The organism is Xanthomonas sp. CFBP 8151 (genome assembly GCF_011761885.1).
GTDB lineage: Bacteria > Pseudomonadota > Gammaproteobacteria > Xanthomonadales > Xanthomonadaceae > Xanthomonas > Xanthomonas arboricola_B.
Genome location: NZ_JAASQZ010000002.1, coordinates 1229650 through 1253726 on the forward strand (window position 1 = coordinate 1229650; position 24077 = coordinate 1253726).

The 24077-nt window shown below is 69.0% G+C and carries 23 protein-coding genes; 13 read left to right on the forward strand and 10 right to left on the reverse strand.

The annotated features are described in order from the left end of the window. The first annotated feature begins 200 nt into the window (after positions 1–200). From FHT08_RS13265 to FHT08_RS13285, 5 genes are all read left to right on the forward strand, one after another. Complete coding sequence (locus FHT08_RS13265) at positions 201–1193, forward strand: MoxR family ATPase (RefSeq protein WP_166775328.1); 993 nt, start codon at positions 201–203, stop codon at positions 1191–1193. A gap of 13 nt (positions 1194–1206) precedes the next feature. Next, on the forward strand, positions 1207–2103 hold the full coding sequence (locus tag FHT08_RS13270; protein WP_166775329.1) for a DUF58 domain-containing protein: 897 nt from the start codon (positions 1207–1209) through the stop codon (positions 2101–2103). Between the two features lie 43 nt (positions 2104–2146). Further along, complete coding sequence (locus FHT08_RS13275; protein WP_104607535.1) at positions 2147–3334, forward strand: BatA domain-containing protein; 1188 nt, start codon at positions 2147–2149, stop codon at positions 3332–3334. Continuing rightward, positions 3331–5598: a DUF4175 domain-containing protein gene (locus FHT08_RS13280; RefSeq protein ID WP_166775330.1), complete on the forward strand. Its 2268-nt coding sequence runs from the start codon at positions 3331–3333 to the stop codon at positions 5596–5598. Before FHT08_RS13275 ends, FHT08_RS13280 begins: the two co-directional genes overlap by 4 nt. Positions 5599–5713: 115 nt before the next feature. Next, complete coding sequence (locus FHT08_RS13285; RefSeq protein ID WP_166775331.1) at positions 5714–7474, forward strand: carboxypeptidase regulatory-like domain-containing protein; 1761 nt, start codon at positions 5714–5716, stop codon at positions 7472–7474. Between the two features lie 127 nt (positions 7475–7601). Here the strand turns inward: FHT08_RS13285 and FHT08_RS13290 are convergent, their stop codons facing one another. Next, positions 7602–8246, reverse strand: coding sequence for a DUF938 domain-containing protein (locus FHT08_RS13290; RefSeq protein WP_104536647.1), 645 nt, complete (start codon positions 8244–8246; stop codon positions 7602–7604). Between the two features lie 183 nt (positions 8247–8429). Between FHT08_RS13290 and FHT08_RS13295 the strand changes: the two genes are divergently transcribed. After that, a complete protein-coding gene (locus tag FHT08_RS13295) occupies positions 8430–8786 on the forward strand; it encodes a hypothetical protein (protein WP_146096275.1) in 357 nt (118 codons plus the stop codon). Between the two features lie 88 nt (positions 8787–8874). Here FHT08_RS13295 and FHT08_RS13300 read toward each other — a convergent pair whose 3' ends face one another. Continuing rightward, positions 8875–9663: an EcsC family protein gene (locus FHT08_RS13300; protein WP_166775482.1), complete on the reverse strand. Its 789-nt coding sequence runs from the start codon at positions 9661–9663 to the stop codon at positions 8875–8877. Between the two features lie 175 nt (positions 9664–9838). Between FHT08_RS13300 and FHT08_RS13305 the strand changes: the two genes are divergently transcribed. After that, positions 9839–10312, forward strand: coding sequence for an SRPBCC domain-containing protein (locus FHT08_RS13305; RefSeq protein ID WP_104536645.1), 474 nt, complete (start codon positions 9839–9841; stop codon positions 10310–10312). A gap of 131 nt (positions 10313–10443) precedes the next feature. On the opposite strand, the gene proP is transcribed toward FHT08_RS13305, so the two are convergent. The 5 genes from proP to FHT08_RS13330 all read right to left on the reverse strand — a co-directional run bounded on the left by proP (position 10444) and on the right by FHT08_RS13330 (position 15034). Further along, positions 10444–11934 carry a glycine betaine/L-proline transporter ProP gene (gene proP / locus FHT08_RS13310; protein ID WP_104536644.1) on the reverse strand — a complete coding sequence of 497 codons (1491 nt, stop codon included), beginning with the start codon at positions 11932–11934 and terminating at the stop codon, positions 10444–10446. Positions 11935–12292: 358 nt separating this feature from the next. Then, complete coding sequence (locus tag FHT08_RS13315) at positions 12293–12628, reverse strand: thioredoxin family protein (RefSeq protein WP_166775332.1); 336 nt, start codon at positions 12626–12628, stop codon at positions 12293–12295. A 21-nt stretch (positions 12629–12649) separates the two neighbouring features. Then, positions 12650–13048: a host attachment family protein gene (locus FHT08_RS13320; protein WP_104536642.1), complete on the reverse strand. Its 399-nt coding sequence runs from the start codon at positions 13046–13048 to the stop codon at positions 12650–12652. A gap of 101 nt (positions 13049–13149) precedes the next feature. Next, entirely contained in the window at positions 13150–14286 is a 1137-nt protein-coding gene (locus FHT08_RS13325; protein WP_166775333.1) for an alpha/beta hydrolase, read from the reverse strand. A gap of 289 nt (positions 14287–14575) precedes the next feature. Next, entirely contained in the window at positions 14576–15034 is a 459-nt protein-coding gene (locus FHT08_RS13330; protein ID WP_166775334.1) for an NUDIX domain-containing protein, read from the reverse strand. Positions 15035–15221: 187 nt separating this feature from the next. Between FHT08_RS13330 and FHT08_RS13335 the strand changes: the two genes are divergently transcribed. The 4 genes from FHT08_RS13335 (at position 15222) to FHT08_RS13350 (ending at position 19184) form a co-directional block, all read left to right on the forward strand. Then, positions 15222–15878, forward strand: coding sequence for an SDR family oxidoreductase (locus FHT08_RS13335; RefSeq protein ID WP_166775335.1), 657 nt, complete (start codon positions 15222–15224; stop codon positions 15876–15878). A gap of 110 nt (positions 15879–15988) precedes the next feature. Further along, on the forward strand, positions 15989–17059 hold the full coding sequence (locus FHT08_RS13340) for a M4 family metallopeptidase (protein ID WP_166775336.1): 1071 nt from the start codon (positions 15989–15991) through the stop codon (positions 17057–17059). Next, entirely contained in the window at positions 17056–17367 is a 312-nt protein-coding gene (locus FHT08_RS13345) for a protealysin inhibitor emfourin (RefSeq protein ID WP_104606160.1), read from the forward strand. The genes FHT08_RS13340 and FHT08_RS13345 overlap by 4 nt, the downstream gene beginning before the upstream one ends. A gap of 629 nt (positions 17368–17996) precedes the next feature. Further along, the gene (locus FHT08_RS13350) at positions 17997–19184 is read left to right on the forward strand and encodes an HDOD domain-containing protein (protein ID WP_166775337.1); all 1188 of its coding nucleotides are present in this window, start codon (positions 17997–17999) and stop codon (positions 19182–19184) included. 68 nt (positions 19185–19252) lie between these two features. On the opposite strand, the gene FHT08_RS13355 is transcribed toward FHT08_RS13350, so the two are convergent. Then, complete coding sequence (locus FHT08_RS13355; protein WP_208408983.1) at positions 19253–21541, reverse strand: ATP-binding protein; 2289 nt, start codon at positions 21539–21541, stop codon at positions 19253–19255. 167 nt (positions 21542–21708) lie between these two features. On the opposite strand from FHT08_RS13355, the gene FHT08_RS13360 reads away from it, so the two are divergent. Both FHT08_RS13360 and FHT08_RS13365 read left to right on the forward strand, forming a co-directional pair. Beyond that, a complete protein-coding gene (locus FHT08_RS13360) occupies positions 21709–21888 on the forward strand; it encodes a CsbD family protein (RefSeq protein ID WP_104535312.1) in 180 nt (59 codons plus the stop codon). 272 nt (positions 21889–22160) lie between these two features. Beyond that, positions 22161–22607: a hypothetical protein gene (locus FHT08_RS13365; protein WP_166775339.1), complete on the forward strand. Its 447-nt coding sequence runs from the start codon at positions 22161–22163 to the stop codon at positions 22605–22607. Between the two features lie 132 nt (positions 22608–22739). Here the strand turns inward: FHT08_RS13365 and FHT08_RS13370 are convergent, their stop codons facing one another. Together FHT08_RS13370 and FHT08_RS13375 are read right to left on the reverse strand one after the other, a co-directional pair. Further along, complete coding sequence (locus FHT08_RS13370; RefSeq protein ID WP_243849023.1) at positions 22740–23480, reverse strand: RNA polymerase sigma factor; 741 nt, start codon at positions 23478–23480, stop codon at positions 22740–22742. Next, entirely contained in the window at positions 23470–23892 is a 423-nt protein-coding gene (locus FHT08_RS13375; RefSeq protein WP_166775340.1) for a SymE family type I addiction module toxin, read from the reverse strand. The genes FHT08_RS13370 and FHT08_RS13375 overlap by 11 nt, the downstream gene beginning before the upstream one ends. Positions 23893–24077 lie beyond the last annotated feature (185 nt).

Below are 24077 nucleotides of genomic sequence, written 5' to 3' on the forward strand. Positions count from 1 at the left end.
GAGCGCGCCTGCGCGCGATGCCGTACCGGTAACGCCGCATCGCGCGCAAGCGCGCTCCTATGGAAATCGCGTAATGGTTTGCGGGCACTGCGGACCGACAGCACGACATCCAACGCCGCCGTTACGCAACGAAGATCGACCGGTAAACGGGTCGCGCCAGCGCGCTCCTACGCCAGCAGCCACATAACGAGACTTCCCCCATGACTTCCCCCGACGACGACATCCTCACCCGGCAACTCTCCCAACTCGGCGCGTTGCGTGCGGCCCTGGCGCAGGCGGTGGTGGGCCAGGACGCGGTGGTGGAGCAACTGCTGATCGGCCTGCTCGCCGGCGGCCACTGCCTGCTGGAAGGCGCGCCCGGCCTGGGCAAGACGCTGCTGGTGCGCTCGCTGGGGCAGGCGCTGGAGCTGCAGTTCCGCCGCGTGCAGTTCACCCCCGACCTGATGCCCAGCGACATTCTCGGCACCGAGCTGCTGGAGGAAGATCACGGCACCGGGCATCGGCAGTTCCGGTTCCAGCAGGGCCCGATCTTCACCAACCTGCTGCTGGCCGACGAGCTCAATCGCACCCCGCCCAAGACCCAGGCCGCGCTGCTGGAGGCGATGAGCGAGCGCACGGTGAGTTATGCCGGCACCACCTATGCGTTGCCGGCGCCGTTCTTCGTGCTGGCCACGCAGAACCCGATCGAACAGGCCGGCACCTATCCGTTGCCGGAGGCGCAGCTGGACCGCTTCCTGCTGCATGTGCGGGTGGATTATCCCAGCGAGCAGGAAGAGCGCGACATCCTGAGCCAGACCACCGGCACCGGCAGCGCGCGGGTGCCCAGGGTGATGGACGCCGACAGCGTGCTGGCGCTGCAGCAACAGGTGCGGCACGTGCACGTGGGCGCGGATCTGCTGACCTGGATCAATCGCCTGGTGCGGGCCAGCCGCCCCGGCCCGCAGGCCAGCGAGGACGTGCGCCAGTGGATCAAATGGGGCGCCGGCCCGCGTGCCGGGCAGTCGCTGGTGCTGGCGGCCAAGGCGCGTGCGCTGCTGCATGGTCGCTTTGCCGCCACCCGCGAGGATGTGATCGCGCTGGCCGCGCCGGTGATGCGCCATCGCCTGTTGCTGTCGTTCGCCGCCGAGGCCGAACAACGCAGCGCCGACCATGTGGTCGCCGCGCTGCTGCGCGCCGTGCCATTCCCCGCGTGAGGCGCGTTGCGGCGTGAGCATGGACGTGCCGGCACTGATTCCTGCCGAGCTGCGCAGCCGCCTGCGCGGCCTGCAGCTGCGTGCGCGGCAGGCGCAGGGCGCACAGGGGATCGGCCAGCACGCCAGCCGCAGCCGCGGCGCCGGGCTGGAATTCTCGCAGTACCGCGCCTACGAACCCGGCGATGCCTTGCGCCAGATCGACTGGAAGCTCTACGCCCGTTCAGACCGTTTCTTCGTGCGCGAGGCCGAGCGCGAAAGCCCGCTGACGCTGTGGTTGTTGCTCGATGCCACCGCCTCCGCCGGCCAGGCCGACCAGGCGCGCCCGCAGGTCACGCGCCTGCAGGCGATGGCGACCCTGGCCGCGTGCGCCACCGAGGTCGCGCTGCAGCAAGGCGACCAGGTCGGCTTGTTCGCGGTGCATGGCAATGGCCTGGTGGCCGTGCCGGCCGGGGGCGGGCCGCGCCAGCGCGACCGGCTCTGGCTGGCCCTGCACGGGCTGCGCGCCGGTGGCCGCTGGCCGGGCATGGACGCGTTGCGTCCACTGTGGGAACGCATCGCCGCACACGCGCTGGTGCTGTCGATCGGCGACGGCTTCGACCAGGACCTGCTCGGCGCGCTGGAAAAACTCGCCGCCGCACGCCGCGAAGTGATGCAGCTGCAGGTGCTGACCTGCGACGAGCGCGATTTCCCCTTCAACGGCGGGCACCGCTTCCGCGACCCGGAAACCGGCGAAGAACTGCTCGGCGACGGCGCCGCGATGCGCGCTGCGTATCTGCAACGCTTCGGCGCTGCCCAGCGCGCGCTGCAGGCACGCTGGCAGGCGGCCGGCATTGCGCACGCGCTGCATTATCTGGATGCGCCACCGGATGCGGCATTGCGCGAGCTGTTTGCACACGGTGCGCGGCGATGAGCCGGCACACCGGCGCCAGCGCCGCAACTGAGGGAGCGCAGCAGTGAACCTGCTCCTGCTGTTCCCCGCCGGCCTGGCCGCATTGGCCGCGTTGCTGCTGCCGTTGCTGATCCATCTGGCCCGACGCAGCGAACACCGGCCCACCGACTTTGCCGCACTGCGCTGGCTGCGTGCGCAGCCGCGGCCCCGGCATCGGCTGCGTTTCGACGAATGGCCGCTGCTGCTGGTGCGCCTGCTGCTGCTTGCCGCAGTCGCGCTGCTGCTGGCCGAGCCGGCCTTGCGCGACCACCAGCAGGCACGCCCGCGCGTCGTGGTCAGCCCCGGCGTGGATCTGGCCGCGGCCCGGGCGCTCGGCCACGCGGCCAACGCGCAGTGGGTGTGGCTGGCCCCAGGCTTCCCGGCGATCGCTGCCGATGCGGTACACCCACCCGCCACGCCCGCCGGCACCGCGCCGCCGGTCGGCAGCCTGCTGCGCGAACTCGATGCCAGCCTGCCGCCGGAGACCGCGCTGAGCGTGATCGTGCCCAGCCAGTGGGGGCCGCTGGATGCGCAACGCCTGCAGCTGTCGCGCGAGGTGCGCTGGCAGGTGCTGCCCGGCCAGTCGCCGGCGGCCGCCGTGGCGCCCATCCCACCGTTGCGGCTGCAGGCAATCGCCGACGCCCCCGCCGACCCGGCCCTGCGCTATCTGCGCGCCGTGCATGCCGCCTGGGCACTGCCCGGCGCGCTTCCGGTGAGCGCCCCCAGCGCGGCCGAACCGGCGCGCTGGCCAGCCGGCACGGTGGTGGCATGGCAGTCGCAGCGCCCACCGCCGGCGCCGGTCATCGCCTGGGTCGCGGCCGGCGGGCAGCTGCTGCTCGATGCGCAGACCCCGGCCCCGCCCGCACTGGCTGGCCCGCTGCAAGCGCTGCTGCAGGACGCACACGGCGCCGCGCTGATCGATGCCGCAACGGTTGGCCGCGGCCGCCTGCTGCGCTGGGCCGCGCCGTTGCAGCCGCAGCGGCTGCCGGCGCTGCTGGACGCCGATTTCCCCACCCGCCTGCACGACGCCCTGCAGTCGACACCCGCACCACAGCGCGCGCTGGCGCAGACCCAGCAGCCGCAGCGCGGCCCCGCCATCCGCCTGGCCAGCGCCCCCTGGCCGCTGGCGCCCTGGCTGATCGGCCTGGTGCTGCTGCTGTTTGCGCTCGAACGCTGGCTGGCCACCGCGCCCCGCCGGAGCAGCGCGGCATGAGCACGCCGGCCCTGCGCCACGCCTGGCAGGCCTCGCGGCGACGGCAGGCCGCAGGCGTGCTGCTGTGCGGGCTGCCGCTGGCGGTGCTGCCGGCGCTGCTGGCGTGGCGCGCCGGTGCGCAGCCGGCGATCCTGCCGTTGCTGCTCCTGGGCCTGCTGGTGCTGATCGGCGTGGCGCTGCTGGCGGCCCGCCGGCTGGACCAGGCCTGGCTGATCCGCCGGCTGGATCGCGACGCGGATCTGGAAGACAGCAGCGACCTGCTGTTTGCCCCGGCCGGGCAGCTCGGCCCGTTGCAGGGCCTGCAACGCCGGCGCCTGGAACAGCGCCTGCGCAGCACCCCGCGCGATCTGCGCCCGGCCTGGCCGCGGCGGCGCGCCTGGGCATGCGGCCTGCCCGGCCTGCTCGCCTGCATTGCGGTGCTGCTGTGGCCGCACCCCGCCTACCTGCCCACCGCAGCCAACGACCGGATCGCCGCCGCCCGTGCCGGCACCGGCGCCCCCACGCTGGGTCAGGCGCGGCTGCACAGCACCCCGCCCGCCTACACCGGCCTGCCGCCCGCACGCCTGCCCGGGCTGGATGCGCGCGTGCCGACCGGCACCCGGCTGGACTGGCAGCTGCAGGTCAACCCGGCCCCGCGCAGCGTGGCGCTGCGGCTCAGCGACGGCCGCAGCGTTGCGCTGGCCCGGCAAGGCAAGACCGATCGATGGCAGGGCCAGTGGGTCGCCGAGCGCGCCACCCTGTACCGCATCCTCATCGACGGCGCGCCGGTCGACCGCCAGCTGCACCGCCTCGACGTGCTGCCAGACCGCCCGCCGCAGGTGCGCGTGCTGACGCCCGAACAGAGCCTGGTGCTGTGGACGCCGTCCCAGACGGGCAATCGCGGCTGGACGCTGCGCTTCGAGGCCAGCGACGACTACGCGGTCGCCGCCGGCGCCGAGCTGCGCCTGACCCTGGCCCAGGGCAGCGGCGAGAACATCACCTTCACGACCCAGCGCCGCACGCTCAACGGCAGCGGCCCGGCCCGGCAGCGCGGCTTTTCCACCACGCTGCAGCCGCAGGCGCTGGGCATGGCCGCCGGCGACGACCTGATCGCCCAGCTCATCGTGCACGACACCCGCCAGCCCGGCCCGCAGGAAGGCCGCAGCGCCAGCGTGATCCTGCGCTGGCCACCGCCGGAGCAGACCATGGCCGCCGGCCTGGAAGCCAGCGTCAAGCAGACCTTGCCGGCCTACTTCCGCAGCCAGCGCCAGATCATCATCGACGCGCAGGCGCTGCTGAAGGAAAAGCCGCGCCTGGAGGCGGCCACCTACCTCAAGCGCGCCGACGCCATCGGCGTGGACCAGCGCCTGCTGCGGCTGCGCTACGGCCAGTTCCTGGGCGAAGAGAGCGAAGGCGCGCCCAAGGGCCCGCCGACCGCCGACGAAGCGCCAACCAGCGACGCCCCAGCCAACGATTTGCCCACTGCCGACATGCCCACCGCGGATGCGCCGGCAACGCCTGCGGCGCCCGCGCCCGCCCGGGACGGACACGGGCACGATGCGCACGAGCACGCCGCCGAGGCCGGCGCTGCCGCGCTGGACGACCACGACCATGCGCATGGCGACGGGGCGCCGGAGCGCGGCGGCTTCGGCCAGGCGCAGGACGTGCTGTCCGAGTTCGGGCACACCCACGACCATGCCGAAGCCGCCACCCTGCTCGACCCGCAGACCCGCGCGCTGCTGCGCGCCGCGCTGGACCAGATGTGGCAGTCCGAGGGCGAGCTGCGCCAGGGCCACCCGGAGCGTGCCTTGCCGTTTGCCAACAAGGCGCTGGGCTTCATCAAGCAGGTGCAGCAGGCCGAACGCATCTACCTGGCGCGGGTCGGCACGCAGTTGCCGCCGATCGACCCCGGCCGCCGCCTGAGCGGCGACCGCGCCGGCCTGGGCGACCGTGCCGCCGGCCTGGACAGCCGCCCGGACCCGGACCCGTCCGCCCTGCAGCTGTGGGACGCCCTCGGCGAGCAGGCCCCGGTACCCGACGCCACCCTGGCCCGTTACGCGCAGTGGCTGCAGACCCATCAGGAGCGCCTGCAGGATCCGCTGGGCCTGGCCGCGGCGGTGGAAACCCTGCGCGCCGAACCCGCTTGCGCCAGCTGCCGCGCCCAGCTGCGCGCCCAGGTCTGGCGCACGCTGGTCGCCCCGCCGGCCCCGCTGCACCGACGCGCTCCTGCCGACGCGCGCGGCCAGCGCTATCTGGATGCCCTGCGCCAGGAGCCGCAACCATGATGCTGCCACCGCCCCGGTTGACCGCACGCGGCAGCTTGCGCCTGCTGCACGCGCGCGCGGCAACCCGGCGCCTGGGGCCACGGCGGGCTGGATGCACGCAAGCGGAGCCGCCGGCATGACGCTCGCGCTGCCCTGGCTGGTCGGCAGTGCCTTGCTGCTGCTGGTGATGGTGAGCTGGTTCCGGCTGCTGCGCGCACATGCACGGCAACCACGCACGCGCGCCCGGCTGTGGCTGTTGCTCGCAGCCCAACCGCTCCTGGCCGGCCTGCTCTACCCGGTGCTGCTGCCGCCGCCGCGTGCCGGCAGCGCGAGCGAACTGCATGTCGCCAGCGCAGGCACCCAGGCAGACCAGGTTCGCCCGACTGCTGCGCCGTGGGTCGCCTTGCCCGAGGCGCCCGCCTTGCCCGGCGTGGCACGCGTACCGGACCTGGCCACCGCGTTGCGGCGCGCGCCCGGCACCACCGCCCTGGTCGTGCATGGCAGCGGCCTGCCGGCGCGCGACCGCGACGGCCTGCGCGTCCCTGTGCGGCTGGCGCTGGCTCCGGCGCCGACCGGTCTGGTCGCCGTCTCCACGCCGCCACCGGCCGCACCCGGCGAACGCATCGCCATCAGCGCGCGCGTGCAGGGCCTGCCGGGCGCGCGGGTGGAGTTGCTGGACCCCGCCGGGCAGGTGGTCGACACCGCCACCGCCGATGCGGCCGGCCAGGTACAGCTGCGTGGCCTGGCGCGCGCACCGGGGCAGGTGCTGTTCGCGCTGCGCCTGCGCGATGCCGCAGGCACCGAACATAGCCGGGTACAGGTGCCGGTGCTGATCGCCGCAGTGCCCTCCGCGCGCGTGCTGTTGCTGGCCGGCGCACCGCAGCCGGAACTGAAATACCTGCGCCGCTGGGCCAGCGATGCCGGCATGCAGGTGCGCAGCCAGATCGCCGTCGGCCCGGGCATGCAACTGGGCGAGGGCATCGCGCTGGATGCCGCCAGCCTGGACACGCTGGACCTGCTGGTCATCGACCAGCGCCGCCTGGTCGCCCTGGGCAACGCGCAGCGCCAGGGCGTGCGCGCTGCGATCGGCCGTGGCCTGGGCGTGCTGGTGCGCACCGACGGCCCCCTGGATGCTGCCGCCCGCGCCGCGCTTGGCGAGTTGGGCCTGGCCGTGACAGGCGGCAGCACCGGCATCGCGGTCCCCGCGCCGCGGGCGCTGGCATCGCCCGGCGCCATCGACCCAGCCGCAGCGCCGGCCGACGCCACGCCACTGCCGCCCCTGCAACGCCGCACCCTGCAGCCGCAACAGGCCGATGCCGTGATCGCCGCACGCGCAGACGACGGCAGCGCGTTGGGCTGGTGGCGGCCGCAAGGCCGCGGCCGCATCGGCATCGGCCTGATCGAAGACAGCTTTGCCCTGGTCCTGGCCGGCCGCGGCGACCTGCATGCCGCGCTGTGGGCGCAGCTGTTTAGCGCAGTCGCCCGCGCAGGCGGCAGCGCGCCCGCTGCAGTGCAGACGGGTTGGTCGCAACACCGCATGACGTTATGCGGCGCCGCCGTGGACGCAGGCGTCACCGGCCCTGCCGGTACGCCCCAAGCGCTGCTGATCGATCCGGCCAGCGGCGCCCGGGCCTGCGCCGCCTACTGGCCGACCACCGCCGGCTGGCATCGTCTGCAGACCGGCACCGAACACCGCTGGCTCTATGTCCGCGCGCCGGGCGACGCCCCCGCGCTGCGTACCCAGCAAACCCGCGACGCCACCGTTGCCATGGCTGCCATCGACACGCCCGCGACCCTCCACGCGCCAACACCGCAGCCCGGCACCCGCTGGCCCTGGCTGCTGGCCTGGCTCACGCTGGCCGCAGCACTGTGGTGGCTGGAACGACGCAGGCGCTGACTGCGGCAGTGCATGGCCACATCAGCGCAAGATCGCGTGCGGTGCTGCTTTCAGACAGTCGTACTTGAAATGCATTGAGTTGGGAAACAGCGGTGCTGCAACATCGGCAGACCATCGGCGACACACCTCAACGCGACTGGCGCGACCACACCCGGCAACAGTTGTTCGCCGGCAACGCCACGTCGTCGATCAACTGCAAGCCCACCGACGCCGCCAGTGCATCCACCGCTTCGGCATCGCGAATGCCCGATGCGGTATCGCGCACGCGCAACATCGCATCGAACGCGCGATTGCTCTGGCTGGTGAATTGACCATCGCGGTTGAACGGCCCGTACACCACCAGCAGCGCATCCGCTGCCATCACTGCCGGCAGCCCCGCAAACAACGCCTGCACCTGCGGCCAGCCCATGATGTGCAAGGTATTGGCGCTATAGACAGCGTCATAGCCGGCAGGCGCGCCTGCCTGCACAGGCGGCAATGGTGGAGCGGGTGCCAAACCCGGTGTCGGCGTCAGCACCGCCTGCAATGCAATCGGTGGCGGCGTATTCGGCAATGCCGCCGCGTCCAGCCACTGCGTCATCCCCGGCAGATGGTCGGCATGATCGCTGGCCTGCCAGCGCAACCACGGCATCGCCGCCGCAAAATGCACCGCGTGCTGCCCGGTCCCGGCGCCGATTTCCAGCACATTGCGGCGGTCGGCAAAGTGCCGTTGCAACACCTCCAGGATCGGATCGCGGTTGCGTGCGGATGCAGGTGAGAACGGCTTGGTCATAAGGAATATCAAGAGAAACGTCAGGACGTCTCTGCATTATGGATGCAAAACATCCAACGAGCTCATGCGCTCATCGGTGGTTTTCACGCAGGCGCATGCCCATCGATTTAGCGATACCCATCCCAAATGCCTCGCTATCGTTTGTGCATGATGACGCGGGGACATACTCCGGAGGAGATCTGCATGAACAAGGCCGTTGCTTTTTTGACCACGAGCTTGCTAGCGATTGCTGCGAGTTTTGCTGCCGCACCCACTGCAAATGCACAAGCTTCGACTGTAATACTCGACTGCACAGGCAGTGATTATTGCTGGGCTGGCGTAGACAGCCCAGGATCACCAGCGCCATTCAAATATGCATGGACATTCAACAATACTGCTGGCGCCATCTTCCCCAGAAATTGCACCAATAGCGAGGATTGCAATTTTTATTGCCCACGTGGCAATACCTTCATCACCGCCAATGTCATGGTGAGCGACGCCAACAATCAGTTTATCGGTTCGGCGAGTGCGCGCGCACTCTGTACACCGCAACCTCTGTGAATTCAGGCAAGAACCTGCGCGTCAACCGATAGCGGCTCCGGACCGCAAGGATCTGTCCCCATCCTTGCTGGTCCGGTGCTTTCACCAGTCAGCTTGTCAATGCCTCATACGCGCGTCGCACCGCATCCTCGCCATAACGTCGCTCCAGCCGGCGCACGATGAAGTGACCGCGCGCCATCGCCTGGAAGTGGCGCATGAACACGGTATTGAGCGTTGCGCCGCTGACCGCACCGACCAGCGGCACCGCCTGCACGGCGAGTTTTTCGCCGACATTGACCGAGAACCTGGCCGCAACGCGCGACACCAGCGACACCAGCACCGGCGCGCCCTTGCTGGCAAACCCGTGCGCTGCGACGTAATGCGCCGTAGCGCTGAGTTGTTGCGCCATCGCCGCGCGCACCGCGAAGTAGCCCGACTCGGCGCCGTCGTCGCTGACACTGCGTCCGCCATGCGCCAGCACTTCCAGGCAGGCCAGCGCGGTTTCCGGATCGTGCAGCGATTCGCCTTCGGAACGGGCGATATCGGCGATGGAGCGCAGCATCACCGTGGTGGTCACCGGCAGCTCCACCAGCAGGCCGGGCAGGCCGAAGAATCCGCCCGCGCCGCCGGCAAGAGCCACCGCCAGGGTGTGGCGTGCGGTAGACGCAGACTGTTGCAGATCGGTCTTGCCGCGCAGGCTCAGTAACGCCGATTTCATCGCCACCTGCAGCGCGCGACGGGTGACGCCATCGATGCTGCGGGTGACCAGCTTCGGCAGCCGCCGGGTGATCAGGCTCTCGATCGGCGCGCCTAGTGCATTGGCCAGTTGGGCGGCCACGCCAGGGTTTTCCAACAGCGCGTGCGCGGTGGCCAGATCGCGTTGCGCGGCAACGTCCATCACCGGGATCGGAAGCGTCGTCATGCCTGCTCTTCGTCGTTGGGGGGCTTGCGCCGATGGTACCCAGCGCCACGTGAGCGCCAGACGAGCGGACTCGGCCGGCAAAAAAACGCCCTTCTGCAATTGGCCGGCAAAATGCGCGATCATCGGGCTCTATGCAGCCAATGCTGACCAGATGAATCGTGAGATCCGCCACAGCGTCGTCATTGCGGCCGCGCCGGAGGTGGTCTGTGCCGCGTTGTCCGAGCCCAGGCAACTGGCTCGCTGGTGGACGCGCGAGGTGAGCCTGGTCGAGGACCGGGTGCGGCTGGACTGGAGCCGGCAAGGCTGGCGGGTGGAGTTGAGCATCGACGACGGTGCCGACTACCGTCTGGTGCGCTGGCGTTGCCACGCCTCCAACATGCTCGACACCGACGCCTGGAAGGGCACGGTGATGCGCTTTGACCTGCGCCCGACCAGCCAGGGCACGCAGGTGGAGTTCGAACACTCCGGCTACCGCGACTCGCCCTGCAAGGAAGCCTGCGCCCGCGGCTGGCGCTTCTTCCTGGGCAGCAGTCTCAAACGCTATGTGGAAACCGGCGAAGGCATGCCGTCGGCCGATATGCGCAGCCCTGCGCTGCCCGACAGCGGCGGCCGCGCGCCGCGCTAGCGGCAACTGTCTGCAGGCACCCATTGCCATCGCGGCGTGCACGGTTGCCGCCGCTGCGTCAGACCACGCGGCTTTGCGTGCCGGCCGCACTGGCGAACCCGTGATGGATCGGTCGCTCGCGCGGAGTCCGCCTATGCCGTGCGCGGCTGTCCCATGGCTGGCGCTGGGCTGCCAGGCAACTGCGCGTCCACCGTCACCGGGCTGTCGCCACGCAGCAACGCGCGCGCCTCGGCATCGGTGGCCACCGCCGGCGGCGAGCCGCGCAGTGGCAGGCCGGCGGTTTCGCGCACAAACAACATGGTCACCAGGCCGATCGCCGCCGCGCCCATCAGGTAGTACGCCGGCACCATCGGGTCGCCGCTGCGCTCCACCAACCAGGCGGTCACCAGCGGCGTGGTCCCGCCGAACAACGACACCGACACGTTGAAGGCGATCGACAACGCGCTGTAGCGCACCGGCGTGTAGAACAGCGCCGGCAACGTGGACGGCATCGAACTGGTGAAGCACACCAGCGCCAGGCCGAGCAGCATCAGGCCGGCAAAAATCAAGCCGTCATGGCCGCTGCCGATCAGCAGCAGGCAGGGGATGGCCAGCGCGAACAACGCAATGCAGGCACCGATGATCATCGGCCGGCGGCCCAGCCTGTCGCTGAACAGGCCGCCGACGATGTTGAGCGGCATCATCACCAGCATCACCAGAATGATCAGCAACAGGCCCTTGCTCTCGGCATAGCCCATGGTGACGCTGAGATAGCTGGGCATGTAGGTCAGCAGCATGTAGTCGGTGACGTTGAACACCAGCACCAGGCCCACGCACTTGAGCAGCTGCGGCCAATGCAGGCGCAGCATCGTCAGCAGGCCCTGCGCGGCGGTTTCGCGTTCGCGTTGTTCGGACTGCTCGGTATAGGCGCGAAATGCCGGGGTTTCCTCCAGCTTCATGCGCATGTACAGGCCCAGCAGCCCCAGCGGGCCGGCAATCAGGAACGGTACGCGCCAGCCCCAGTCAAGCATCTGCGCCTGGGTCACGGTCATGTGCAGCGCCGTCACCGTGGCGGCGCCGGCGATGTAGCCGCCCAGGGTGCCGAATTCCAGCCAGCTGCCCATCAATCCGCGATTGCGGTCGGTGGCGTATTCGGCGATGAAGGTCGCCGCGCCGCCGTACTCGCCGCCGGTGGAAAACCCCTGCAACAGCCGCGCCAGCAACAGCAGCGCCGGTGCCCACAGGCCGATCTTGGCGTAGGACGGAATCAGGCCGATGCTGAAGGTGCCCAGGGCCATCAGGATCATGGTCGCGGCCAGCACCTTCTGTCGCCCGTAGCGGTCACCGAGCGGGCCGAACACCAGCCCGCCGATCGGCCGCACCAGGAAGGCGACGGTGAAGGTGGCAAAGGTGGCGATCAACTGCGCGGTGGGATTGCTGGCCGGGAAGAATACCTGCCCCAGCGTCACCGCCAGATAGCCGTACACGCCGAAGTCGAACCACTCCATCGCATTGCCCAATGCGGCCGCGCCCACGGCCTTGCGCAACATGCCGCGATCTACCACGGTGACTTCGTCCAGTTGCAGTTGGCGGCGGCGCTTGAACCAACCGAAGTGCGAGGCAATCGCGCGCGTGTCGTGCATGTGTTGTGTCTCCATGTGCGGCCATCGCTGCCCGCTCGCCCCGGCAACGCACAGGACACGGCGCATCACGCAGGCATGGCAATGGCACATGCACAAGATGACGCCGGAGGCATTCCCGGACGGCCGCGTGGATTCAGCGACGCTGCGGGACAGATGACCAAGGGGTGGGCAATGCCCAAGGGCTTGATCAGCCGGTTATGGTACTACAGCGCGCAGATCGCTGCAGCCGCGATGGTGGAGCAACGCGGAAAACCGCTTGTTTCAAGGCATCTGGCGCATCGGGCGCGCGCATCGCGCCTTCGCTGCACTGCGCATGTCCTGCCATATTTAAGCCCCATCGATCAGGGGCGTTACTTGCTTACACCAACGCCTCACCCAGCTGCAACAGCAGCGGTTGCAGATCTTCGCGCGTCTGCGGGCGCACGGCGCGTGCCACTTCCACACCGTCGCGCAGCAGGATGATGGTCGGCCACAACGTGACGCGAAAAGAGCGGCCCAATGGCCGCCCTTTTCCATCTTCGATCTTGCGGTAGTCGAGCGCTGCAACGCCACCCAACAGTTTCTGCAGCAGCGGTTGCGCGGCAATGCAATGGCCGCACCAGTCGGTGCCGAACTCCAGCACCTGCAGACCGGCCTGTGCATCCACCGCGCTACGTTCGGGCGCCTGGGTGGCGTAGTCGCGAACAAACCCCATCGTGTGACAGCTCCGTTGTGCTTACGACAGTGCGCGCTGAATGTCTTCCAGCGGCAGATTGGTCAGGTCCTTGGCCAGGTCGCCAACCAGGCGTTGCTGCGTTTCCTTGTGCAGCAGCGGACGCACCCGGCCCAGCGTCGTCGGGTCGGCCACCAGCACCAGATGCGTGTACTCGTGCTTCAACGCGCCGTCGTTCAAGGCATGCGACAACTGCTTGGCGAAGGTCATTTCGTCCATGTCCGCCTCGCTGAGATCTTGCGGCGCCTTGCCGGCCGGGCCATCGTCGTCGACGTTCTGCACATCGGTGCGCGCATGCTGGCGCAGCACCACCTTGGCCTCGTTACCGGTGTTGGTGAACCAGCGCGCTTCGCCGCCATCGGCCACCACCACCAACGCACCCTGAGGAATTTGCAGACTCATTCGATTCTCCTTGTTAGAGCGGCGCTGCATGTGCAACGCCAGTCGGCCTCAACCTAGGCGAGAGGATGTAAGCACCGCGCCTAGCCGGTGTCAGCATGGCGTTAGCGTGGTGCCGCCAGCGGCGGAGGCGGCAGACCCAGGTGCTTGCTGAAGAAACGCGCCGCCACCCGCAGCGCCTGCTGGCTCTCCGGCAGTGCATTGGTGAGGTGGAAGGCGTGCCCCAACCCATCCCAGACATGCAGGTCCGATTCGCGGCCCAGGTCCACCAGGCGCGAATGCGTATAGGCGGCATTGCTCAGCTCGGCAGCACGCGTGGCGGTGAGGAACAGCGTCGGCGGGAACTGCCGCAGCACCGCATCGGAAAACACCGGTGAGACCAGCGGATCGTGGAAGTCCACGTTGTCGCCGTAGTACAGGTCTTCCCAGATCGGCAACGCACCGGCCTTGTCCGGCAACAAGGCATCGTTGACTGCCGCCACCACACTGCGCGAATCGCCGCGGTAGCGCGCATCGCCTGCGGCGCAGAACAGCCCGGCCGCCGCCGGCATCGGCAACTGCTCCTTGGCGAACCACGCCAGCGATTCACCGGTGAGCACGCCGCCGGCCGAACAACCGAACAGGCCGATGCGCTCTGGCGCATAGGTCTTGAGCGCAGCGCGATACACCGCCGCCACATCCTCGCTGGCAGCCGGGAAATGGTGCTCGGGCCCCATCCGGTAATCCACCGCGACCACGGTCATGCCGGTCATCGCCGCCAGCGGAATGGCTTCCATCAACCCGAACGAGGCAGGGCTGCCCATCACGAAGCTACCGCCATGCAGTTCGATCAACAGGCGCTTGGCCTGCTCGGGTGTGCGCGTGCGCGGCTCCACCCGCAGCACCGGCACGCCGTTCCAGGTCTCGGGCGTGATCTCCACCGCGTAGCGCGTGCGCAGCTGCGCAATCACGCCTGCGGCCCAACGCTCGGTGTCGGCGCGGAGACTCGGCAATTGCTTGAGCAAGGTGGCGTTGTCGGCCTTGTCCATCGGATCGACGCGGGCCACCCCGGCGGCCATATGCGCATGCGCGGCAGGGCTCAGATATTCCGATACCGGCAGGTCGAAGGCGGGCACATGCCGGATGCCATCGGGGGCCGAAGCGGGGGCCGGTGGTGCCGGCTCGGCGGCGGTTGCGTGCATGCCGCACGCGGTACAGATCAACGTGAGCGCCAGCGTCTTGTTCAACCAATGACGTGTCATGCAGTGCCCTCCCAGGCAAGTCGAACCGCCAAGGATACCGGCAGCGGCCGGCTTGCATCGCGTGCAGACAATGGCGTTGCATGTAACGACGCGATGTAACGCAAATGCTGCAACTACGTACAACGCAGCGTGCAATCGGATAATCACATCAAGCGTGCGCGAGCGTTCGATATCGCAGCAAGGTCATGTGTTCCTCTGCATCCAAGCGGACATCGAGATCCCGCGACCGTCAGCACCGACACTGCACCTGCCGACGTGTCGATGCCATGCACCGAGCCCATCGTCGCGCTCAGGCGACAGGTGCCGACGCTGCGGTGGGCGGCAGATGCTGCAACGCCTGCAGCGTGGAGGTGGTCAGTGGCGACGGCAGTGCGTCCAGCGCGAACCAGCCGATGTCGGCGATCGCTTCGGGCTCGCGGCGCACGGCGTGCTCGCTGCCCTGGATCGCGGCCAGATACACCGGCGCGACCCAATGCTGCGGCGGCGTCAGGTCCGGCTCGAAGTAGCTGACGATGCACAGCACATCTTGCAGTTGCACGTGCAGGCCGGTTTCTTCCAGCACTTCTCTTACCACCGCGTGTTCCACCGTTTCCATCCAGTCCACCTTGCCGCCGGGCAGGCCCCAATGGCCCTGCTCGGGCGCACGCCCGCGCTGCACCAGCAGCAGGCGGCCATCGGCGCGCCGGATGAAGGCGCCGCATCCGACGCGTGGACGAAGGTCGGTATCGATCGAGCTGGACATAGGCATCCCGGAGGTTGTGCCGCGTAGTGTCCCAGATGTGCGGCAGGCAGGTGGTGCATCTGCGCATCTGCAAGTGCATGATCGTATGGGACGCTTCTCCACGCCGATCCACACCAATGACGCTGCCTTAGCGCCATGTTGGCGAGGATGCGCGCAGCCCGCGCCGCGCCGGCGCACCGTGTTGGAGGTTGGGATGTCGCGTATCGTCGTGATTGGCGGCCATGGCAAGGTCGCACGTCTGCTCACGCCGTTGCTGGTGCGTGGCGGGCATTCGGTCACCGCGTTGTTTCGCAATCCTGCGCACGCAGACGATGCGATTGCCGACGGCGCCACCCCGCAGGTATTGGATATCGAACAGGCCGACACCGCTGCGATCGCCGCGCAACTGGCCGGCCACGACGCGGTGGTGTGGTCGGCCGGCGCCGGTGGCGGCGATGCGGCACGCACCTACGCGGTGGACCGCGATGCGGCGATCCGGTCGATGCATGCTGCCGCGCAGGTACGCGTGCGCCGTTACCTGATGGTGTCCTATCTCGGTGCCGGGCTGGAACACGGCATCGGGCCGGACGATGGATTCTTCGCCTACGCCCAGGCCAAGGCCGCGGCCGATGCGCACCTGCGCAGCACCACGCTGGACTGGACCGTGCTGGGGCCGGGGCGACTCACGCAGGAACCGCCAACCGGCCGCATCACGTGCGACCCGGGCAGCGCTGCCGACGGCGGCGTGTCGCGCGCCAACGTGGCGCAGGTCATTGCGGCGGCACTGGCCACGCCGGCCACCATCGGCAAGACGGTGGGCTTCATCGACGGGCAGATGCCGATCCAGCAGGCCCTGTCGCAGCTGGAATGAACGCCGCGCCTATCGCAGCCGGCGCGCGGGGCGCACAGTGGATGGGCCTAACGAATTCCTAAAGCCAGCCTCGGCATAGTCACAGACGCAGCCCATCGTGGAGGTCGCTTATGTCTGCATTCGTCACGCCACGCCGTGCCGGCATCCTGCCGCCGTATCTGCTGGACCATGTGGCCCGGGCGGCGCCCGAGCGTGCACGCCAGTGCGCGCTGTTGTCGCGGCAGATCACCGCGCAGCTGCGGCAACAGCGCGCGTTCGGCCTGCTCGCACGCGCCCAGGCACTGGCCGCCGATGCTGCGAGCACGCCCACCGCGCAAGCGGTGCAGCGGCAGATCTACGACGCCCAGCAAGGCAGCGCGCTGCCCGGCACCCTGGTCCGCGCCGAGGGCGCTGCCGCCACCGACGATGTGGCCGTCACCGAGGCCTACGATTATCTCGGCGCCACGCACGACTTCTTCCAGACGGTGTATGGGCGCAATTCCATCGACGGCGACGGCATGCCGTTGATCGGCACCGTGCATTACGAGCGTGGCTACGACAACGCCTTCTGGAACGGCGAGCAGATGGTGTTCGGCGATGGCGATGGCGAGGTCTTCAACCGCTTCACCATCGCCATCGACGTGGTGGGCCACGAGCTGAGCCATGGCGTGACCGAGCGTACCGCCAACCTGATCTACCAGGGCCAGTCCGGCGCCTTGAACGAGTCGCTGTCGGATGTATTCGGTGTGTTGATCAAGCAGTACACGTTGCAACAACAGGCGGGCGAGGCGGACTGGATCATCGGTGCCGGCTTGTTGATGCCCGGCATCGACGGGGTGGGCCTGCGTTCGATGCGCGCGCCCGGCACCGCGTACGATGACCCGGCCCTGGGCAAGGATCCGCAGCCGGCCAGCATGGCCGGCTACGTCGACACGCAAGAGGACGATGGCGGCGTGCATTACAACTCCGGCGTCCCCAACCACGCGTTCTATCGCGCGGCCGTGGCCATCGGTGGGTATGCCTGGGACAAGACCGGCCGCATCTGGTACCGCGCGCTCACCGGCGGCGAGCTGGCCGCCGGTGCGGACTTTGCCACCTTTGCCGCGCTCACCGTCAGCATTGCCGGTGCCGACTACGGCGCCAGCAGTGCCGAGGCAACCGCGGTGCAACAGGCCTGGCGCGACGTGGGCGTGCTCGCATGAGTCCACAGCGTCCGCCGGTGGATGCAGGCGTGACCTTGCGGCTGGCACGCGAAGGCGGGGTGGCCGCCTTCCCCGCCATGCGGCGTGAACGGCAGCTGGTGATGGATGACCTGGACGATGCGCAGCGTCTGCAGCTGCGCGCCTTGCTGGATCAGTGCCTGGCGCATGCGCTGCCGCATCCGCAGGCCGGTGGCGGCGACCGCCGTTACTTCAGCATCGCCTGGGACGGCGCCAGCGAACCGCTGCGCATCCCCGAAGAACATGCACCGGCTGCGATCGTGCGGTTGTGGAAGCAGGGCACCCTATAGCGGTCGCACCACGATGCCGCCGCCCGCGCCACAGCACGCGTGCCCATCGCCAGCCACAAACGAAAACACCGCGCATTGCGCGGTGTCTGTCGACGGTAAGTGGTCCAACTGCGGATGCCTGCACCCTTTAAGCTGCCTAGATGCTCTAGGGCTGCACAGCTGGTGATGCATAGTGCGGGCTGCTGCGTTAGCGCCACGTGCAGCGCAGCGGTCAACTTGAAGACACCCGCTCGGCGCTGCAGTGCAGCAGGTCGTTGCCGGTGTCCGGGCTGGCTGCGCGCATGCCGATCTGCCCGGGCCTGCACCCGCTGCGCGGGCAAGGCAAGCGCATCCGCCATCCCGACTGACAGGCACGCAGCGGCATCTGCCCGGGATGCCCACCTCCAGCGCCTGCAGATTGGAACCGCATGGCGGCGGGGCCACTGCACCGTGATCGGCAGGGTGCCAGCCAGCAGGGTGCATCGAACCCATCGTCACAGCGCAGCAAGACGCTGGGCTGCAACTCCGAAGGCGAGTTGCCGGACGCGGGCAATGCCATCGGCGGCGTTCGGCCTCGCCCGGCGCCGCACGCCTGCATTGCCGTCAACACCGGCTTCGCGGATAGTCGCGCCACTGATCAGACAAAATCTATGACGCCCGTGATTGTGTTGCTGCTTGCTGCCGGCCTGCTTGCCGGCCTGGGACTTGCCGGTGTCATTGCGTGGCTGCTGCTGCGCCGTCGTGCGCAAACCGCCGGTACCCCTGCCACGTCCGCCGTCTCCGCCGCTGGTGCGCATGCCACACCGGCAGCGCGCGCGCCGGGGCAGGCGGCTGTGCAGGTGCAGGCGCACCAACAGGCACAGGCGCTTACCGCCGCTGCACCGCAGCCCCTGCCGCCCGGGCCGCCCGGGCCGCCACCGATGCAGCCACTGCTGCGCCGCATGTATGCCGCGGTGATGTCCACCCCGTCGCTGGCCGAGGGCCACCTGCCGACCGACCCGGCGCAGGCCGCGGTGCTGGCTGCGGTCGGCAATGCGCTCGACCACGTGGACCTGCGCCCGCAGCTGCTGCCGCGCCGCCCGCAGTTGTTGCCGCAGCTGATGCGCGCGGTCAACGACCCGGATGCCTCCGGTCGCGGCATTGCCGCGATCATCGCGCAGGACCCGGCGCTGGCGGCCAACCTGTTGCGCATCGCCAACAGCGCGCTGTATCGCCCGCAGGGCGGCCCGCTGGAAAGCCTGGAGCGGGCCGTGGTGCATATCGGCACCGAGGGCGTGCGCCAGATCGTCGCCGCCGCAGTGATGCAGCCGGTGCTGAGCCTGGAGGGCGGCCTCTACGCGCGCCTGCCGGCCGCCGTGTGGGATTACGCCCTGCGTACCGCCGCAGCCGCGGCTGCCTACATGCGCGAGCGCGGTGGCGACAGCTTGTCGGCGCAGCTGGCCGGCCTGCTGCAGGGCCTGGGCGCGGTGGTGATCCTGCGCGTGCTGCGCGATGCCTATGCCGAGCGCCCGACCCTGCCCTACAGCCTGGAAGTGGCCGCCGCATTAGTGGAACGCCACACCGCCGCAGTCGCCAAGACCATCGTCACCGCCTGGGATCTGCCTGCCACGCTGAGTACCGCGCTGGACGAGCAACGCCCCGAGCACGACGCCACCGTGCTGACCACCTCGCTCGGCATGGCGCTGCGTTATGGCCGGCTGGCCGCCGCACTGGCCATGCTCGCCCGCCATGGCGCCGAGCAGGAGGAGCACGCGCTCAGTGTGCTGTCCACGCTGGAGCCGGACCACGCGGCCAATGCCGCGCTGTGGCAACGGCTGGTCGCTTCCAGCGTGGAGTGAGGCCGGTCCGGTTGCGGCAGGTCGGGCACCCACGTGCCCTGACGAGCGCACGTGCAGCACCCCACCGCTCAGCCCTCGCTCGCAATCATCTCCTGGACCCGCGTCGCCAGCAGGCTGACGCTGAACGGCTTGGCCAGCACCGCCATGCCGGGTTCGAGGTGGCGGTCGTTCAATTGCGCGTGTTCGGCAAAGCCGGTGACGAACAACACCTTGAGTTTTGGGCGGCCCACGCGCGCGGCATCGGCCATCTGCCGCCCGTTCATGCCGCCGGGCAGGCCGACATCGCTGATCAGCAGATCGATCCGCACCGGCGACTGCAAGATGCCCAGCCCTGCAGCGCTGTCGCCGGCTTCCAGCACGGTGTAGCCCAGCTCTTCCAGCACCTCGGTGAACAGCAGGCGGATGGACGGCTCGTCGTCGACAATCAACACCGTTTCGCCGGCCAGCGAGGGCGCAAGTGCCAGCGTGGCGGTGCCGCTGTCGCTGCTGTCGTCGGCACCGGCATGACGCGGCAGGTAGATGCACACCGTCGAGCCCTTGCCCACTTCCGAATGGATGCGCACCTGCCCGCCGGATTGCTTGGCAAACCCATAGATCATCGACAAGCCCAGGCCGGTGCCTTCGCCGATGGGTTTGGTGGTGAAGAACGGATCGAACGCGCGCGCCACCACATCCGGCGGCATGCCGGTGCCGGTATCGCTCACGCACAGCGACAGGTAGTGCCCTTCCGGCATGCCCAGCTGCTGGCCCATTTCGCGGTCGATCCAGCGGTTGCTGGTCTGCACGCGCAGGCGCCCGCCGTCGGGCATCGCATCGCGCGCGTTGATGCACAGGTTGAGCAGTGCGTTCTCCAGCTGCGGCGCATCCACCAGCGCCAGCCACAGTTCGGCAGCGGCGATGTTTTCCACGCAGATCCCCGGGCCCACCGTGCGCTGGATCAGCTCCAGCATGTCGACCACCAGCCGGTTGACGTTGGTCGGCTTGGGCAACAGCGTCTGCCGCCGCGCAAACGCCAGCAAGCGGTGCGTCAGCGCGGCCGCGCGCGTGGTGGCGCCCTGCGCGGTGGCCACGTAACGCTCCAGGTCGCGATAACGGCCTTGCTCGATCCGCAGGCTCATCAGCTCCAGCGCGCCGGAAATGCCCGCCAACAGGTTGTTGAAGTCGTGCGCCAGCCCGCCGGTGAGCTGCCCCACCGCTTCCATCTTCTGCGATTGGCGCAGCGCTTCTTCCACCGCCATCAGTTCGCGCGTGCGCTCGGTGACCTGCTGCTCCAGCGTGTCGCTCAACTCGCGCAAGGCCGCCAGCGCGCCGTCGCGCTCTTCCGACAGTGCGTGGCGCGCCTCGATGTCCAGCAGCACGCCGGGAAACCGCAACGGCGTGCCATCGGCGCCCTTTTCGACCCGGCCATTGGCTTCCAGCCAGTAATACTTTCCGTCGCGCCGTTTGACCCGGTACTGGTGCGCGTAGGCGCCGCCGCGGGCGATGGCCTCGCCAATGGCCGCGCGCAGCCCCTCGCGGTCGTCCGGGTGCACCGTCCGTATCACCTGTTCCAGCGTCAGACCGCTGCGGCTGGTGGACGGATCGAAGCCGAAGTTCTGCGCAAACGCCTCATCCACCGAAAACGCGTCGCTGGGCAGGTCCCAGATCCAGGTGCCGATGATCGCCCCGGCCGCCAGCGCCAGCTGCACCCGCTCGGCATTGCGGCGCGCCACCGTTTCGGCTTCCAGCGCACGATCGCGCTCGCTGGTGCGGTTGACCACCTCATGCACCAGATGGGTGTTTTCGTTGCTCAACATCGCATGCTGGATGTCGCGGTTGCGGTCGGCCGCTACCTGGGTGGTGGTTTCGATCGCGATGTTCATCAGCCCCACGATGCTGCCGTCTTCACCGCGGATCGGCGAGGCGGTGGCATTCCAGTAGGTCATCTCGCTGACGCCGTTGCGCAGCATCGGCAAGGCGATGAACCCCTGGCCGAAGCCCTCACCGGTTTGCATCACCCGGTCGAAGTCCTGCGCGATGGGCGCGTAGGTTTCCTTCCACACCTCGGTCACCGGCTGGCCCAGCGCCTGTGGATGACGGTCGCCCATCGATTGCACGTACACGTCGTTGTAGAGCAGGCGCAGCTCCGGTCCCCACAGCACCGCACCGAGCAGGGTGGAGTTGAGCACCACCGACAACGACGAACGCAGCGACTGCGGCCAGGTCTCCGGCGCCCCCAGCGGCGTGGCGGCCCAGTCGTGTGCGCGCATCAACGCGCCCATCTCGCCGCCCCCCGCAAGAAACTCCAGGCCGGCGGACTCGATGGCGGGGCGCTGTGTGCTCACGTGACGGCATTGCCTGGCGGAAAGTGCGCGCATTGTGGCACGCAGCGACCTCAGCAAGCCGTGCAGACACGCGCGTGCCCCGCGGTAGCGCTGCGCGCCAGCTGGGCGTGCTGACGCCGGGATGACGGCATGCCCACGTCGCACTCACGTCCTGCGGGTACAGACTGGGCTGCAACATCCCCAACCGTATGAGGCACCCCGTGGACAAGAACCGTATCGAAGGTACCGCCAAGCAGGTCAAGGGTTCCATCAAGGAAACCGTTGGCCGTGTCACCGGCGACAAGAGCACCGAGCTGGAAGGCGCTGCCGAAAAGAATGTCGGCAAGGTGCAGAACAAGGCTGGCCAGGTCGCCGACAAAGTGCGCGACGCATCCAAGTAAGTCGAGCGCGCCAACAGCGCTTGCAGTGGCGGCAGGCGTTGCGCCTGCCGCGCTGAGGCAGTGGAGTGGCCGTCAGGCGTCATGCACGATGACGTAGACGGTCAATTCCACTTCGGCGAGAGATCGCACCAACGCCCCGACATGTTCGGGGCGTTGGCGTTTTGGGGGTTGGATGTGCGCTTTGATCTATCGGACGGATGGCAGGTGGCAGAATGCCCGGCACCCACGCACGCAATGTGTGGGCTAGCATCAGGGCGCATAGGGGACACACCATGGACAGGATCACCATCGCGCGCCGTGTCGCGCTGGCAGTGACAACGCTGTGCGTGCTTGCGTGCGGACAAGGCGTCTCGGCGCAGGGCATGCGCTCAGCCACTGGCAAGGCGACGAGCAAGTACATCCCGCCAGCGCGGCAGCCGTACAACTCCATGGCGCGCGACACCACGCCCTTCAATTGCGAGCAATACCGCGCGCACCCGCACCCGGGCATGGTGCGTTACTGCCAGGGCATCGAGAACATGACCCTGCGCAACGAGGCGCATCGGCAAGGCCGCCCTGCTCCGTCGGATTCCATCATCGCGCTTCCCGGCCTGGGCACCGCAGAGGCCAGGCAGCTGGGCTATGCGTGCGTAGGCGGGCAGGCGATGAAGCGGCTGCACAATGGATGGGAGCAGGTGTCGGCCGCTGCGGGTGGCTGGCAGCGGTGTCAGGGCGGATAGGCAACGTAAATCCGTCCTGACACCGACGAGCAATGACGCCAACACGGAGGTCTCCGGCTGGTGCGACTACCTGGTGCACCTGCCCGGCTGGGCGTGATGCACCGCCAACCCGCGCGACGCATTGCCCTGGCGTCACTCGCCCACCGCCGCGCGGCAGGCGGCCAGGGCGCGGCTGATGTGCTTTTCCACCATCTTGACCGAGATGCCCATGACGGCGGCGACTTCCGGGTAGGTGAGGCCGTCGAAGCGGTTGAGCATGAAGGCCTGGCGGCATTTGGGCGGCAGCGCGGGCAGCGTGTGGGTGTGCAGGTGCTGCAGGGTGCGGCGGGCGTCTACCAACTGGTCCACCGCCGTGCCGGCGGCGGCAAGCGGTTCGCTGCCCTCCAGCGGTACATGGCGGGAGGCGTGCCTGCGGTGGCGCGTGCGCCAATGCTCCAGCACCACGTTGTGGGCGATGCGGTACAGCAGCAGCTTGTAGCTGTGGATGTCAGGCGTGTTGCGGTAGGCCAGCATGCGCAGCAGCGCTTCCTGGGCGAGGTCGGCGGCGGTGTGCGGGTCGCGCAGGCGCCGCCGCATGTAGGTGAGCAGCTCCGCCTGCAGCTGTACCAGGGCCTGGTCGAAGCGTTCCCTAGGCGGCGCGCGCTCCTCGCGCACGTGCCAGCGCGTGGTAAAGCGGCCAAGTACATAGATGCCCGCCGCGGGCGCGCGGGCGGGCAATGCGCTCGCGGCGTAGGCGCTGCGGTGGCGCCACGGGCGGCTGCCGTATCGCTCAACCGGCACCGCGCTTGCGGCGTGCGTGCGTGCCGCGACCACCTGGCCGATGACACCGTGGCGGTCTGCACACAACGCGCCGGTCGTGCCCTCACTCATCATGCGACGTCTCCAGCAACGGGCCGGGCACATGCGGTGCGCGCATGCGCTGCGGCGTGATCAGCGTGGGTCTTACAACGCTGATGACCAGCTCGCCATCGCGCTGGCGGATGTGCAGCTTGCTGCTGATGGCAAAGCCCAATTGTTCCAGCCAGCGGCCGCGCAGGCGCAGGGTGGGAATGCACTGGTGACTGTCGGGATAGTACCCATAGCCGACGGTGCACTGCTGCGGGGCACGCGGAGGGCCGGGCCGCCGTGGTGTGCGGGGTTCGGCGCGGGGTTCGGGGATGGGCGTGCGTTCGAGGTACGGCCGCGGCTGGATCGAGGGATCCAGCGAGCGCCAGACCACTTCGGTAGGCGGTGGTACCGTGGCGCGCTTGCGCGATGGCTTGGGACTGGACGTGGACCGACGCATGGCAAAGCCCTCCTTGACGAGCAGGCCCCGTTGAGCAACGCAACGGGATGTCGGGAGGCTAGAAACTACAGACAGACTTCAGAAGTGTTTTCCCAAACAGCTTTGCATTAGCGGCACTCCGACGTAGGCATCTCGTCGGCTGCACTCGTACAAAGAATCCGGGCACAAAAAACCCACCGGTTTGA